15 protein-coding genes are annotated in these 14,116 nt (G+C 69.4%); 12 read left to right on the top strand and 3 right to left on the bottom strand.

Annotated features, from left to right (window positions below; translation table 11 throughout):
- The first annotated feature begins 62 nt into the window (after positions 1-62).
- From NTM_RS17780 to NTM_RS17795, 4 genes are all read left to right on the top strand, one after another.
- A complete protein-coding gene (locus tag NTM_RS17780; protein ID WP_163767011.1) occupies positions 63-290 on the top strand; it encodes a hypothetical protein in 228 nt (75 codons plus the stop codon).
- A gap of 152 nt (positions 291-442) precedes the next feature.
- Positions 443-1,603, top strand: a complete 1,161-nt coding sequence (gene ripC, locus NTM_RS17785) for a peptidoglycan hydrolase RipC (RefSeq protein ID WP_104865276.1) — start codon at positions 443-445, stop codon at positions 1,601-1,603.
- Positions 1,572-2,384, top strand: a complete 813-nt coding sequence (locus NTM_RS17790; RefSeq protein WP_163767012.1) for a peptidase — start codon at positions 1,572-1,574, stop codon at positions 2,382-2,384. Before ripC ends, NTM_RS17790 begins: the two co-directional genes overlap by 32 nt.
- A complete protein-coding gene (locus NTM_RS17795) occupies positions 2,381-3,517 on the top strand; it encodes a glycosyltransferase family 4 protein (protein ID WP_163767013.1) in 1,137 nt (378 codons plus the stop codon). Before NTM_RS17790 ends, NTM_RS17795 begins: the two co-directional genes overlap by 4 nt.
- Here the strand turns inward: NTM_RS17795 and NTM_RS17800 are convergent.
- Positions 3,514-5,322: an AMP-dependent synthetase/ligase gene (locus NTM_RS17800; protein ID WP_163767014.1), complete on the bottom strand. Its 1,809-nt coding sequence runs from the start codon at positions 5,320-5,322 to the stop codon at positions 3,514-3,516. The genes NTM_RS17795 and NTM_RS17800 overlap by 4 nt on opposite strands.
- Positions 5,323-5,384: 62 nt before the next feature.
- Here NTM_RS17800 and NTM_RS17805 point away from each other — a divergent pair, with 62 nt between their 5' ends.
- The 5 genes from NTM_RS17805 (at position 5,385) to NTM_RS17825 (ending at position 8,724) form a co-directional block, all read left to right on the top strand.
- Positions 5,385-5,774 (top strand): SRPBCC family protein, encoded by a 390-nt coding sequence (locus tag NTM_RS17805; protein WP_104865272.1) that lies wholly within the window; start codon positions 5,385-5,387, stop codon positions 5,772-5,774.
- Positions 5,775-5,848: 74 nt separating this feature from the next.
- Positions 5,849-6,286, top strand: coding sequence for an SRPBCC family protein (locus NTM_RS17810; RefSeq protein WP_104865271.1), 438 nt, complete (start codon positions 5,849-5,851; stop codon positions 6,284-6,286).
- Positions 6,279-7,535, top strand: coding sequence for an ArsA family ATPase (locus NTM_RS17815; protein WP_104865270.1), 1,257 nt, complete (start codon positions 6,279-6,281; stop codon positions 7,533-7,535). The genes NTM_RS17810 and NTM_RS17815 overlap by 8 nt, the downstream gene beginning before the upstream one ends.
- Positions 7,532-7,924, top strand: a complete 393-nt coding sequence (locus tag NTM_RS17820; protein WP_163767015.1) for a hypothetical protein — start codon at positions 7,532-7,534, stop codon at positions 7,922-7,924. The genes NTM_RS17815 and NTM_RS17820 overlap by 4 nt, the downstream gene beginning before the upstream one ends.
- Before the next feature lie 77 nt (positions 7,925-8,001).
- Complete coding sequence (locus tag NTM_RS17825) at positions 8,002-8,724, top strand: lysophospholipid acyltransferase family protein (RefSeq protein WP_163767016.1); 723 nt, start codon at positions 8,002-8,004, stop codon at positions 8,722-8,724.
- Here NTM_RS17825 and NTM_RS17830 read toward each other — a convergent pair.
- Positions 8,721-10,004 (bottom strand): glycosyltransferase family 87 protein, encoded by a 1,284-nt coding sequence (locus NTM_RS17830; RefSeq protein ID WP_163767017.1) that lies wholly within the window; start codon positions 10,002-10,004, stop codon positions 8,721-8,723. The two genes, NTM_RS17825 and NTM_RS17830, sit on opposite strands and share 4 nt — an antisense overlap.
- Positions 10,005-10,088: 84 nt before the next feature.
- Here NTM_RS17830 and NTM_RS17835 point away from each other — a divergent pair, with 84 nt between their 5' ends.
- From NTM_RS17835 to NTM_RS17845, 3 genes are read left to right on the top strand one after another with little or no spacing between them, the layout of a single operon-like run.
- Entirely contained in the window at positions 10,089-10,979 is an 891-nt protein-coding gene (locus NTM_RS17835; protein ID WP_104865267.1) for a hypothetical protein, read from the top strand.
- Positions 10,980-10,982: 3 nt separating this feature from the next.
- On the top strand, positions 10,983-11,462 hold the full coding sequence (locus tag NTM_RS17840; protein ID WP_083146044.1) for a polyadenylate-specific 3'-exoribonuclease AS: 480 nt from the start codon (positions 10,983-10,985) through the stop codon (positions 11,460-11,462).
- A 12-nt stretch (positions 11,463-11,474) separates the two neighbouring features.
- Positions 11,475-12,881: a class II 3-deoxy-7-phosphoheptulonate synthase gene (locus NTM_RS17845; RefSeq protein ID WP_104865266.1), complete on the top strand. Its 1,407-nt coding sequence runs from the start codon at positions 11,475-11,477 to the stop codon at positions 12,879-12,881.
- Here NTM_RS17845 and NTM_RS17850 read toward each other — a convergent pair.
- Entirely contained in the window at positions 12,878-14,065 is a 1,188-nt protein-coding gene (locus tag NTM_RS17850) for a protein kinase domain-containing protein (RefSeq protein ID WP_163767018.1), read from the bottom strand. The two genes, NTM_RS17845 and NTM_RS17850, sit on opposite strands and share 4 nt — an antisense overlap.
- Between the last annotated feature and the right edge of the window lie 51 nt (positions 14,066-14,116).

The raw sequence follows: 14,116 nt of genomic DNA on the forward strand, positions 1-14,116 counted from the left end.
CCAGTGAACAGCCCTGTGACGAACGCCGTGTCGAACCCCGTGATGAACCCAGTGTCGGAACGGTGACGATCGATTGCGACGACTGTGCGGTGCGCGGCCCCGGCTGCCAGGACTGCGTCGTCAGCGTGCTGCTGGGGGTGCCCGAGACCCTGCACCTCGACGAGCAGCGCGCGCTGGAGGTGCTGGCCGAGGTCGGATTGGCGCCGCGGCTTCGGCTGGTGCCGATCCACCGCCACAGGGACACCGGCCACAACACCGACGACACCGGCCACAACACCGGGGTAGCCTGACGACACGCGTTCTGCGCGCGGCGCTACGTTCACAGGAACGGCTGTTAAATTTGCGTCTTCCGTTGGACAAGGCCGTTGCCGTTTCGTAACCTATCCGAGACCAAACTGAGTTCGAGGCGGCTCGTCACGGCAGTTGAAGGACGCAATAGATCTTGAGGCTCGACCGCGTGTATTGGAGCATTCGCCGGATTCGGCAACCCCTCGTCAGCGTAGTGACCGGGCTGGCCCTCTTCGGGGCGGTGCTGACCGGACAGGCGCTGGCCGACCCCGCCGAAGACGCCCTCGCGAAACTGAACCAGTTGTCTCGCCAGGCCGAGCAGACCACCGAGGCGATGCACTCCGCCCAGCTCGATCTCGACAGCAAGCTGGCCGTCCAGCAGGCCGCGGAGGCCAAGCACGCCAGCGACGTGGCCGCGACCGAAGCGGCCAGAGACCAGCTCGTCGACTATCAGGGCAAGGTCGACAAGCTCGCCGCGGCCCAGTACATGGGTGGGCGCCCGTCCGGTTTCGACGCGATGCTGACCGCCTCCTCGCCGCAGGGCCTGATCGATCGGCTCTCCATCCAGCGGGTGATGGCCACCGAGATCCAGGCCCAGATGAAGGGGTTCCGCGACGCGGGGCAGCGGGCCGAGGTCGCCGAACGCGCGTCTGCGGCATCCGCCGCGGAGGCCAAGACCGCCGCCGAGCAGGCCGCCGCCGTGCGCGCCGAACTGCAGTCCAAGCAGAGCCAGCTGCAGACCCAGATCGCGATCGTCAAGGCGCAGTACGAGGCGCTGACACCGCACCAGCGCGAAGCCCTCGCCGCCGCGCCGCCCCCGCCGCCGGTTCCCGCCGCGGCCCCCGTTCCGCCACCGCCCGGCCAAGACCCGGCGATCATCGCCGCACCCGCGGCGCCGCCCGTGCCGGACGCTCCCGCTCCGGGTCTACCCGGGGCGATCCCGCCCGGTGACATCGCCCCGCCCGGATCCCCGGTCGCGACCACCGTCATCCAGGCCGCGCTGAGCCGTATCGGATCGCCGTACTCGTGGGGTGGCTCGGGCCCGGGCGCCTTCGACTGCTCCGGGCTGGTGATGTGGTCGTTCCAGCAGGCCGGGATCGCGCTGCCGCATTCCAGCCAGGCGCTGGCCCGAGGCGGGCAGCCGGTCTCGACCGATCAGATGCAGCCCGGTGACCTGGTCACCTATTACTCCGACGCGTCGCATGTCGGTATCTACATCGGCGACGGAATGATGGTGCACGCCTCCACCTACGGCACACCGGTGCGCGTTGCCCCGGTGAACAATGCGCCGATCTACAACGTCCGTCGTTACTAGACCGGCGCTCGGCGCGGTGCTCGGCGCCGAGTTGATCTGCGCGGTGCTGTTGACGGCAGGTCCGTTGGCGTCATCGCCCGGTCCCGCCGTGGCCGCGCCGGCCCCGCTCACCCGGGCCGTCGCCGCCGCGCCGATGTCCCACAGCGTGCCGCTGCCCGACGGCCGCACCGCCGTACTGGCCGATCTGGGCGCCCGCGACGGTGCCGCACTGCTCGACCGTATCGCCGAGGAACTGCCCGGAGCCGTCGCCGCGGTCACCGGATTCTGGGGCGACCGATGGCACCGCGAGATCCCGATCGTCGTGGCCGCCACGGCCGGCCAGTTCGCGACGCTGGCGGGCGGGGGAGCCGACATCGCCGCGACCACCACCGCCGAACGCATCACGTTCTCGCCCGCGGCGGCCGCGATGAACGACGCCGACCTGCGAACGGTGTTGCGACACGAGCTCTTCCATTTCGCCGCCAGGCCCGACACGGCCGCCGACGCGCCGGTGTGGCTGACCGAGGGGGTCGCCGACTACGTCGGACGGCGGGCGGCGCCCGTGCCGCCGCGCGCACCCGGCGCACTGCCGACCGACGCCGAGCTGGCCACGCCGGGGCCAGGGCGCTCGGCCGCCTACGACCGCGCCTGGGAGTTCGCGTCCTACATCGCGCACACCTACGGACCGGACAAGCTGCGTGCGCTCTACGTCGCGGCGTGCGGACCCGGCCATCCCGACGTCGCGACCGCCGTGCGGACCACGCTCGGGGTGGACCCGTCGACCCTGACGGCGGCACCGTGAAACGGCTGCTGCTGGTCACCAACGACTTCCCGCCGCGCCGCGGCGGCATCCAGTCCTATCTGGAGGCGCTGGTCGGTCACCTGGTCGCCTCACAGCAGTGCGAGCTGACCGTGTACGCACCGAAGTGGAAGGGCGCCGAGGACTACGACTCGGTCGCCGCGGCCACCGGCTATCGCGTGGTGCGACACCCCGGCACGCTGATGCTGCCCGAACCGACGGTGGCGCTGCGAATGCGCAAGCTGATCGCCGAGCACGGTATCGAGACCGTGTGGTTCGGCGCGGCTGCACCGTTGGCGCTGATGGCGCCCCTGGCCCGCGCGGCCGGCGCCCAGCGGGTGATCGCCAGCACGCACGGCCACGAGGTCGGCTGGTCGATGCTGCCGCTGGCCCGAACGGCGTTGCGCCGCATCGGCACCGACACCGACGTCGTCACCTACATCAGCGCCTACACCCGGCGCCGGTTCTCGTCGGCGTTCGGTCCCGACGCCGCACTCGAGTACGTGCCGCCCGGCGTGGACACCGAACGGTTCGTGCCCGACGAGGTCGCCCGCGCGGAGATGCGGGCCCGCTACCGGCTAGGGCAGCGGCCCGTCGTCGTCTGCGTATCCCGGCTGGTCCCGCGCAAGGGGCAGGACATGCTGATCCGGGCGCTGCCCGCGATCCGGCAGCGGGTTCCCGGGGCGGCGCTGGTGATCGTCGGCGGCGGCCCGTACCGCAACTCGCTGCACCGGCTGGCCCACGATTTCGGCGTCGCCGAGGACGTGGTGTTCACCGACGGTGTGCCGGGCGAGGAGCTGCCGGCCCACCACGCGATGGCCGATGTCTTCGCGATGCCTTGCCGCACAAGGGGATACGGACTCGACGTGGAAGGCCTCGGCATCGTCTACCTGGAGGCGTCCGCCACCGGCGTGCCGGTGGTCGCCGGCCGGTCGGGCGGTGCACCCGAGACCGTGGTCGACGGCGAGACGGGGCTGGTCGTCGACGGGTGGAACGTCGGGGAGATCGCCGCGTCGGTCGCCGACCTGCTGTCCGACCCGGACCGGGCCGCGGCGATGGGTGCCGCGGGCAGACAATGGGTGGTCGACAACTGGCGCTGGAGCCGGCAGGCCGAGCGCCTCGCGGCGCTTCTCTAACCCTTGCTGTAGAGCGCCTCGATGTCGGCGGCGAACTTCTCCGCCACCACCTTGCGCTTGACCTTCAGCGTCGGGGTGAGCTCACCGGTGTCCTCGGTGAAGTCGACCGGCAGGATCCGGAACTTGCGGATCTGTTCGGCTTTGGACACCGCCGAGTTGGCCTCCTTGACCGCCAGCTCGATCTCGTTGCGCAGATCGGGGTCCTCGGACAGCTCGGCGACCGAGGCCCCGGAACCCTTGCCGTGGCGCTCTTTCCAGCCCGGGAACGCCTCGACGTCGATGGTGATCAGCGCCGCGATGAACGGCTGCTGGTCGCCGACGGCCATCGCCTGGCTGATCAGCGGATGTGCGCGCAGCCGATCTTCGAGCAGTGCGGGGGCGACGTTCTTGCCGCCCGCGGTCACGATGATCTCCTTCTTGCGGCCGACGATCGTCAGGAAGCCGTCGTCGTCGATCGCGCCGAGGTCGCCGGTGTGGAACCAGCCGTCGGTGAACACGGCCCGGGTCTCCTCCTCGTTGCCCCAGTAGCCGTTGAACACCACGCCGCCCTTGACCAGCAGCTCACCGTCCTCGCCGAGCTTCATGCTGTTGCCCGGGACCAGCTTGCCGACCGAACCGACCTTCAGGTCGCCGATCCGGTTCACGGTGATCGCGGCGCTGGTCTCGGTCAGGCCGTAGCCCTCGTAGATGGACAAGCCGACGCCCCGGTAGAAGTGCCCGAGGCGAGCACCCAGCGGCGCGCCGCCGGAGATCGCGGCGTGGCAGTTCCCGCCGAGAGCCGCCCGCAACTTGCCGTAGACCAGCTTGTCGAACAGGGCGTGCTTGAGGCGCAGCACCAGCGAGGGCCCGCCCTCGTCCTGGGACTTGCTCCACTCGATCGCGGTGTGGGCCGCCGCGGCGAAGATCTTGCCCTTGCCGCCGTTCTCGGCGTTCAGCTCGGCGGTGTTGTACACCTTCTCGAACACCCGGGGCACCGAGACCACCAGCGTCGGCTTGAACACCGAGAACATCGGCACCAGGTTCTTGATGTCGCTGGTGAAGCCCAGCGTCACGCCGTTGGTGAACGCGCCGATGGTCAGCGCGCGGGCCAGCACGTGCGCCAGCGGCAGGAACACCAGCAGCTTCTCGCCCGGGGCGAGGTGATCCGGGAAGCACTCCTTCGCGCCGCGGATCTCGTAGAGCAGATTGGAGTGGGTCAGCTGGCAGCCCTTCGGCCGGCCCGTGGTGCCCGAGGTGTAGATCAGCGTCGCGGCGTCCGAGGACGTGATCGCGGCGACCCGCTCGTCGACGGCGGCCGGGTCGACTCCGGCGCCCGCCTCGGCGAGTTCGTCGATCGCCGGGGTGCCCGAGCCGTCGATGACGTACACCTTGCGCAGGTCCGGGAGGCTGTCGCGCTGCTGCTCGATACGGGCGGCGTGCGCATCGGTCTCGGCGATCGCGGCGACGGCACCGGAGTCGCTCAGCACGAACTGAACCTGCTCGGCGGAGCTGGTCTCGTAGATCGGCACCGTCACCGCGCCGACCGACAGGATCGCGAAATCCAGGACCGGCCATTCGTAGCGGGTCGCCGACAGCAGCGCCACGCGGTCACCGGGTGCGACACCCTGGGCGATCAGGCCACGCGCGGCCGACCGGATCTCCTGGGCGGCCTGCCTGCTCGTCACGTCCACCCAATTGCCATCGACGAGACGCTGGAAGATCACCAGATCGGGATTGTCGCGCTCGTGCGAGTACACGGCTGCGACAATGTTGTCGCGCTCGCCGACGGTGAACGAGGCCGGGACGGTGAACTCACGCGAGGTCATGAACCGAAATCCTAGTCGTCCCGCGTTCGGCGCAGTTCGGGCGTGTGTGAAGCTTGTCTGTCATGAACAGCATCCAGATCGCTGACGAGACTTTCATCGCCGCCGATCCGGTCGAGGTCGGCGCCGCGGTCGCCGACCGGTCGCGCTGGTCGCGGTGGTGGCCCGACCTGCGTCTGGAAGTGGTCGAGGACCGGGGCGAGGCCGGTCAGCGCTGGAAGGTGACCGGCGCCCTGACCGGGACCATGGAGGTCTGGCTGGAGAAGGTGTTGGACGGAGTGGTGCTGCACTATTTCCTGCATGCCGAACCGTCGGGCGCATCGGCCGCGGCGCTCGCGAAGATGAATCTGCCGAAGATGAACCATCGCAGGCGGGTGGCGGGCAAGGACATGGCCTTCGAGATCAAACAGGCTCTTGAGGCGGACCGACCGGTCGGGGTGTCGCGGCTGGCCTGAAGTATCGCGGCCACACCGGCGACGGAAGAGTAGATTTCTGGCCAGCGACCAGACCACAGCGGGGGAAGGTTCCATTGGCAGACAAGACGGCGCAGACCATCTATATCGATGCCGACCCGGCGACGGTGATGGACGTCATCGCCGACATCGGTTCCTACCCGGATTGGGTCGCCGAATACAAAGAGACCGAGGTTCTCGAAACCGACGACGAGGGCTATCCGAAGAAGGCGCGACTGGTGCTGGATGCCGCGGTGCTCAGGGACACCATGGTGCTGGTCTACCAGTGGCCCGCCGACCATGCCTCGGTGACGTGGTCGTTGGAATCGAGCACGCTGCTCAAGGCGCTCGACGGCGCATATCGGTTGGTGCCGAAGGGATCTGGCACCGAGGTCACCTACGAGTTGTCCGTCGACCTGATGATCCCGATGATCGGGCTGCTCAAACGCAAGGCCGAGCGCCGATTGACCGACACCGCGCTGAAGGACCTCAAGAAACGAGTGGAGGCTGACTGAGGGCAGCCACGCGGCCCGGATCAGTTTGTTCGTCGGCAAGGGCGGCGTAGGGAAGTCGACGTTGGCGACCGCGACCGCGGTGCGTGCTGCGCGCGCCGGGATGCGGGTGCTCATCGTGTCCACCGACCAGGCGCACTCCACCGGTGACGTGCTCGGTGTCGACCTCGTCCCGACCGGGCTGCGCGAACCCACCCGGGTACTTGCCGAACTCGACACCGACGCCGGCGGCGGATCCCTCGACGCGCTGGCGCTCGACACGCTCGCCCTGCTGGCCGCGCGCTGGCGTGAGATCGCCCGCCCGCTGGCGGCGCAGTTCCCCGAATCCGAGATCGGAGACATTGCGCCCGAAGAACTTTCGGCGCTGCCGGGGGTGCAGGAGGTGCTCGGTCTGCACGAGGTCGGCGAGCTCGCGGACTCCGGTGCGTGGGATCTCGTGGTGGTCGACTGTGCCTCCACCGCCGATGCGATGCGGATGCTGACGCTGCCCGCGACGTTCGCGCTGTACCTGGAACGGGCCTGGCCCCGGCATCGCAGGCTCTCCAGCGGCGACGATGGGCGCACCGTGGTGCTGGTGGACCTGATGGAGCGCCTCGGCGCGGGCACCGAGGCGCTGAGCACCATGCTCACCGACGGTTCCCGGGTCAGCGCCCACCTGGTCATGACGCCGGAACGGGTGGTGGCGGCCGAGGCGGTGCGCACGCTGGGCACGTTGTCGTTGATGGGTGTGCAGGTCGAAGAATTGATCGTGAATCAGATTCTGGTCCAGGATGATTCGTTCGAATACCAGAACCTGCCCGCACATCCGGCGTTCGACTGGTACTCCGCCCGGATCTCCGAGCAGCAGGCTGTGCTCGGGGACCTCGACCGGCAGATCGGCGACGTGCAGTTGGTGCTGGTGCCGCATCTGTCCGGCGAGCCGATCGGGCCCAAAGCCCTCGGCGAGTTGCTCGACGCCGCGCGCAGGCGCGACGGCTCGCCGCCTCCGGGCCCGCTGCGGCCGGTCGTCGACCGCGAGTCAGGAACCGGCCTGGACGCGGTCTACCGGCTGCGCCTCGAGCTGCCACAGGTGGACGCCGCCGCGCTGTCGTTGGGTAGGGTCGACGATGACTTGATCATCGGCGTCGGCGCGATGCGACGCCGGGTTCGCCTGGCGTCGGTGCTGCGGCGGTGCATCGTCATCGGCGCGCAGCTGCGCGGTAGCGAGCTGACGGTGCGATTTCGACCGAATCCGGAGGTGTGGCCGCGGTGAGTGGTTCGCACGCCGAGCTGGGGCCGGAACTGCGGGCGCTCGCCCAGTCCATCCTGGACAAGCTCGACCCCGCCATCAGGCTGGCCGCCGCGCGCGCCCAGGCCGCCGGCGGCGGCCCCGGACCGTGCCAGCAGGTGTGGTGCCCGGTGTGCGCGCTGGCCGCGCTGATCTCGGGTGAGCAGCATCCGCTGCTCACCGTCGTCGCCGAACACAGCGTGGCGCTGCTGACCCTGCTCAAGGCGATGGTCGAGGACATGGAGGCCGCACCCGCGGCCGCTGAATCGCCGCACCCGCCGGACCCGTCTCCGGACGATCCCGGCCCGCCCGATCCGGCGCCGCCGGATCCGCCCGGCCGCTATCAGCACATCCCTGTCAGCATCGACGAGTGACCCCCGCGGGTACATCTGTGGTCGCACACACAGGCCGTGGGTAAAGTTGTCGCAGAGCATAATCTTTCGGAGGGTCCATGTGGTACTGGCTGTTCAAGTACGTCCTGCTGGGCCCGCTGCTGGCTGTCATCGCCAGGCCGAAAATCGAAGGGCTGGAACATATCCCGGCTGACGGCTCGGCCATCATGGCCAGCAATCACCTCGCCGTGATGGACAGCTTCTATCTGCCGCTGATGGTGCGCAGGCGCATCACGTTCCTGGCCAAGGCCGAGTACTTCACCGGAACCGGCGTCAAGGGGCGCTTCCTGGCGTGGTTCTACACCGCGGTCGGCCAGGTCCCGATCGACCGCACCGATGCCGACAGCGCCCAGGCCGCGCTGAACACCGCCGAGCGCATCCTGGGCCAGGGCAAGTTGCTGGGGATGTACCCCGAGGGCACCCGATCACCCGACGGCAGGCTCTACAAGGGCAAGACCGGGCTGGCCCGTCTCGCGCTGCAGACCCAGGTCCCGGTGATCCCGGTCGCGATGATCGGCACCGATGCCGTGAATCCGCCCGGTAAGGGGCTGCGCTTCGGCCGGGTGGTGATCCGCATCGGTCCGCCGATGGACTTCAGCCGCTTCGACGGGCTGGCGGGCAACCGATTCATCGAGCGGGCCGTGGTCGACGAAGTGATGTACGAGCTGATGCGGTTGTCCGGGCAGGAATACGTCGACTTGTACGCAGCTGATGTGAAGCTGGGAAAAGCTGATGCGGCTCCGAAGCCGCCCACCCGCCTGCCGGAGTCGGCTGCCGGTTAGGCCTTGACCGCGTCGTCGCTGGGCTCGCTCGACCCGATCTCGGAGCCGTCGTCGCGGGGGCGCAGCGCGACCGTGCCGACCACGGCGATCACCGCCAGCGCCCACCACAGATAGGACCCGCCGACCAGTTGGCGCCACAACGCCGCGGTGGTCTCGCGGTGCTCGGGCAGCAGCTTGATCGGCGTCCACACCATCAGCGCCAGCCCGGTGGCCGACACCGCGCCCAGCCCGACATGGCGCAGCCGCACCCCGAGCACCGCGGTGGCGACCACCGTCGGCAGCATCCAGACCCAGTGGTGCGACCATGACACCGGCGATACGACCAGTCCGAACATCGCCACGCTGATCAGGGCGAGCACCGGCTGCTCGGCGCGCAACGCGCGCCTGGCCGCCCACACCGTCAGCGCGAGCACCGCGAAGCACAGTCCCACCCACAGCAGGAATCGCTCGCTCTCGCCCAGGCCGAGCCGGGCCAGCGCGCCGGCGATGTTCTGGTTGGTGTTCAGCGTCGCGGTGCCGATGCGGTCGGTGTTGCGGACCGTCTCGGTCCAGTACTCCCAGGAATCGCGCCAGCTGAACGCGAACCCGGCCAGGGTCGCGACGATCGCCGACGCCGCGGTCACCAGCAGCGCGCGGGTGTCGCGGCGCAGCAGGAAGTACAGCAGGAACACCGCGGGGGTGAGCTTCACCGCGATCGCTATACCGAGCAGGATCCCGCGCGGCCACGGGGTGCGGCGCGGCACGCAGTCGGCGATGACCAGGGTCATCAGCACGACGTTGATCTGGCCGAAGTCGAAGTTCGCCCGGATCGGTTCCAGGTAGATCACCGCCGGAGCGACGATCGCGGCGGCCAGCCACAACCGGCGCGCCCACGCCGGCTCGCCGGTGACCTGCGTCTGCGGCCAGACGTCGAGCCGGGTCAGCACGATCGCCGTCGACACCAACAGCAACACCAGCGTCGTCGCGGTGATCGCGACGCTGGCGGCTTCCAGGGACAGCATCGCGAACGGACTGAACGCGACCGCCGCCAACGGGGGATAGGTGAACGGCAGTTCCAGGCCGCCCCGGGTCATGAACATCGCGCCGTCGGCGTACAGCGCCTGGCCGTCCAGCCAGGCCCGGCCGCCCATCCGGTAGACGTCGATGTCGATGCGGTACGGCACGTGGCCGAGCAGGCGCCAACCGGCCACGGCCAGCGCCGCGAGCGTCAGCAACTGGAACAGCCGCCACCCGAGCTTCGGAACCCAACCAGCCCCGTCGGGCGACCGCCGATTATTCATGTCGGGGTCCAGACTATCGGGGCGGATCGGCGAGTCGGCGGGTATCCCGGGCTCGACACCCGCAGGTCGGCGTAAGTTTTCTGCGTGCCCACGGACCCCGGACCCCACCTGGCCTTCTTGGCGTCCATCCCGGAGTCGCGGCTGCCGCTGGTGTGCTGCCTCGTCGCGTTCATCCTGACGTTCTTCATCACCCGCACGATCGTGCGGTACATCCGCAGCCATGCCGACAGCGATGCGCCGCGCAAGTGGTGGCAGCCGCGCAACATCTCGGCGGGCGGCGGGCTGCACATCCACCACGTGGTGATCGGTGTGGTGCTGGTCATGGTCTCCGGGATCACGATGGTCACGATCGCTGTCGACGGCGGTGTACCCGAGTTCACGGCGGCGTCAATCCTGTTCGGGATCGGTGCGGCGCTGGTGCTCGACGAGTTCGCGCTGATTCTGCACCTCCAGGACGTCTACTGGGCCGAGGACGGCCGCACGTCCGTCGACGCCGTGTTCGTCGCCGTCGCGGTGGCGGGCCTGCTCGTGCTGGGCTTCAATCCGCTGTCGTTCTTCGACGTCGCGGACTGGCAGGAGGATCCGTCCTGGGTCACCCGCACCATCGTGGTGGTCGCGGCGGTCGCGACCCTGGCGCTGGCGGTGATCGTGCTGCTCAAGGGCAAGGTGTGGACCGGCCTGATCGGTATGTTCATCACCCCGCTGCTGATCATCGGTGCGATCCGGCTGTCGCGCCCGCACGCGCCGTGGGCGCGTTGGCGCTACACCAAGCGACCGCGCAGAATGCACCGTGCCCTGGAACGGGAACGCTGGCTGCGGCGCCCGGTGATCCAGGCCAAACTGTGGCTGCAGGATGCGATCGCCGGCATGCCGAAGTTTCCCGATGACGCGCTGGTCGACCAGCAACTCGACCGCGAGATCCATGCCGCGCCCGCCCCGGGCGAACCCGAGCCCGCCCGACAGAAAGCCTCCTAGAGATTGCGGTACTTCTACGACACGGAATTCATCGACAACGGCCGCACCATCGAGCTGATCTCGATCGGGGTGGCCGCCGAGGACGGCCGCGAGTACTACGCGATCTCCACGGAGTTCGACCCGCAGCGGGCCGGCAGTTGGGTGCGCAAGCACGTGCTGCCGAAGCTGCCGTCGCCGGCGTCGCCGCTGTGGCGCTCGCGCCGGACCATCCGCACCGAGCTGGAGGACTTCTTCGGCATCGACGGCGACGAGCCGATCGAGCTGTGGGCCTGGGTGGGTGCCTACGACCACGTGGTGTTGTGCCAGCTGTGGGGCCCGATGACGGATCTGCCGCCCGCCATCCCGCGGTTCACCAGGGAACTGCGCCAGTTCTGGGAGGACCGCGGGTGCCCGCGGATGCCGCCCCGGCCCCGCGACGCGCACGACGCACTGGTCGACGCCAAGCACAACCTGGTGCGTTATCGCCTGATGACCGGCCAGTAATACCATCGATGGGTGAACTGGACCGTCGACGTACCCATCGACCAGCTGCCTGCGCTCCCGCCGCTGCCCGAGGACCTGCGGCGTCGCCTCGACGCGGCGTTGGCCAAGCCTGCGCTGCAGCAGCCGTCCTGGGATGCGGGCCAGGCCGCCGCGATGCGCAAGGTGCTCGAGAGCGTCCCGCCGGTGACGGTTCCGTCGGAGATCGAGCGGCTCAAGACGCAACTGGCCGACGTCGCGCTGGGCAGGGCGTTCCTGCTGCAGGGCGGTGACTGCGCGGAGACGTTCGCCGACAACACCGAGCCGCACATCCGGGCCAACATCCGCACGCTGCTGCAGATGGCGGTGGTGCTGACCTACGGCGCGAGCATGCCGGTGGTGAAGGTGGCTCGCATCGCGGGCCAGTACGCGAAGCCGCGGTCGTCGGATGTCGACGCGCTCGGGCTCAAGTCCTACCGCGGCGACATGGTCAACGGGTTCGCCCCGGACGCCGCGGTGCGCGACCACGACCCGTCGCGGCTGGTGCGCGCCTACGCCAACGCGAGCGCGGCGATGAACCTGGTGCGCGCGCTGACGTCGTCGGGGATGGCGTCGCTGCACCAGGTGCACGACTGGAACCGCGAGTTCGTGCGGACCTCGCCCGCGGGTGCCCGTTATGAGGCGCTGGCCGGCGAGATCGACCGCGGCCTGCGATTCATGAGCGCCTGCCGCGTCGACGACCGCAACCTCGACACCGCCGAGATCTACGCCAGCCATGAGGCGCTGGTGCTCGATTACGAGCGGGCGATGCTGCGGATGGACACCGGCGATCTGGCCGATCCGGACCTCTCGGCGACGCCGAAGCTCTACGACCTGTCGGCGCACTACGTGTGGATCGGCGAGCGCACCCGGCAGCTCGACGGTGCGCACGTCGCGTTCGCCGAGGTGATCGCGAACCCGATCGGTATCAAGATCGGCCCGACCACGTCGCCGGAGCTGGCGGTCGAGTACGTCGAACGCCTGGACCCGAACAACGAACCGGGTCGGCTCACGCTCGTCAGCCGGATGGGCAACCACCAGGTGCGCGATGTGCTGCCGCCGATCATCGAGAAGGTGCAGGCGTCGGGTCACCGGGTGATCTGGCAGTGCGATCCGATGCACGGCAACACCCACGAGTCCTCGACCGGCTACAAGACCCGGCACTTCGACCGCATCGTCGACGAGGTGCAGGGCTTCTTCGAGGTGCACCGGGCGCTGGGCACCCATCCCGGCGGTATCCACGTCGAGATCACCGGCGAGAACGTCACCGAGTGTCTCGGTGGCGCACAAGACATCTCGGACACCGATCTGGCCGGTCGCTACGAGACGGCGTGCGATCCGCGGCTGAACACGCAGCAGTCGCTGGAGCTGGCTTTCTTGGTCGCGGAGATGCTCCGGGATTAGAGCAGGTTCGGCAGGTTGGCGCCCAGGGTCCACGCGCCCGCGGCCGCCAGCCCGGCCAGCGTGATCACCAAGATCACCCAGAACAGCAGCACCCGGCGGGCACGCTGGCGCGCCCAGTGGAAGTGCTCCATCTCGATCCCGGCGAAGTGGCTTGTCTCCGACGGGTATTCGTCTTCATCTCCGTTCTCATAACCGTCGTCGAGCACGGGTAGCTCGTCGCGGCCGAACACCTTGGTGTGGTCGCGCACGACCGTCGTCGCGGCGCTGGAGGTCCCTGTGGTCGCGGAGGTGTGCGCCGCCGAGTTCTTCGGTGCGGGCACCCGGAAGTGGGGCAGGTCGAGTTCGCGCACGACGGTCTCCAGCTGGTCGGCCATCTCGGCCGCGTCGGCGAACCGCTGTTCGGGGTCGCGCGCGGTGGCGCACTGCACGAGATCGTCGAACTGCCTCGGCACGCCGCGGATCGCGGTGCTCGGCGGCGGCACATCGCGGTCCATCCGCTGGTAGGCCACCGCCAGCGAGGTGTCACCGGTGAACGGGGTACGGCCGGTGAGCAGCTCGTAGACCAGGATGCCGACCGAGTAGACGTCACCGCGCGAATCGGTCTCGCCGGTGGCGACCTGCTCGGGTGACAGGTATGCCGCGGTGCCGAGGATCACGCTGGTCGAGGTGATCTTGGCTTCGGCCACGGCCCGCACCAGACCGAAGTCGGCGATCTTGACCTCGCCGTCGTCGCTGATCAGGATGTTCTCCGGTTTGATGTCGCGGTGCACCAGGCCCGCGGCGTGGGCGGCGGCGAGCCCGCCCAGCACCGGGCGCAGCACCGCGGCCACGGCGTGTGGCGGCATCGGCCCTCGTTCGGCCAGCAGCTCACGCAGCGTGCCACCCTCGACGAGCTCCATCACGAGGAACGGATGGCGGCCGTCGAGTCCCTGGTCGTACATCGCGACGAGGCCGGGGTCCTTCAGCCGGGCCACCGCCCGGGCCTCCCGCTGGAAGCGGGTCATGAAATGTTCGTCGCCCGCGTAGCGGGAATCCATGATCTTCAGCGCGACCGGACGGTCGAGCCGCAGGTCCAGGCCCCGGTACACCGCCGACATGCCGCCCGTGGCGATCAGCGTGTCCACCCGGTAGCGACCGTCCAGCACGGCCCCGGTCAACGGGCTCTGCTGCTGGTAGGTCTCCACCGGCCCATGGTACGAGCCAGGATCGCGACAGTGTCGGCGCGGAGCCCTAGA

The sequence above is a fragment of the Mycolicibacterium parafortuitum genome, assembly GCF_010725485.1.
Classification (GTDB): Bacteria; Actinomycetota; Actinomycetes; order Mycobacteriales; family Mycobacteriaceae; genus Mycobacterium.

Bases quoted from the DNA above. Each gene is read 5' to 3' on its own strand.
- NTM_RS17805 (WP_104865272.1), top strand. From the start codon at position 5,385: ATGAACAGCATCCAGATCGCTGACGAGACTTTCATCGCCGCCGATCCG.
- NTM_RS17800 (WP_163767014.1), bottom strand. From the start codon at position 5,322: ATGACCTCGCGTGAGTTCACCGTCCCGGCCTCGTTCACCGTCGGCGAG.
- NTM_RS17790 (WP_163767012.1), top strand. From the start codon at position 1,572: ATGCGCCGATCTACAACGTCCGTCGTTACTAGACCGGCGCTCGGCGCG.
- NTM_RS17825 (WP_163767016.1), top strand. From the start codon at position 8,002: ATGTGGTACTGGCTGTTCAAGTACGTCCTGCTGGGCCCGCTGCTGGCT.
- NTM_RS17830 (WP_163767017.1), bottom strand. From the start codon at position 10,004: ATGAATAATCGGCGGTCGCCCGACGGGGCTGGTTGGGTTCCGAAGCTC.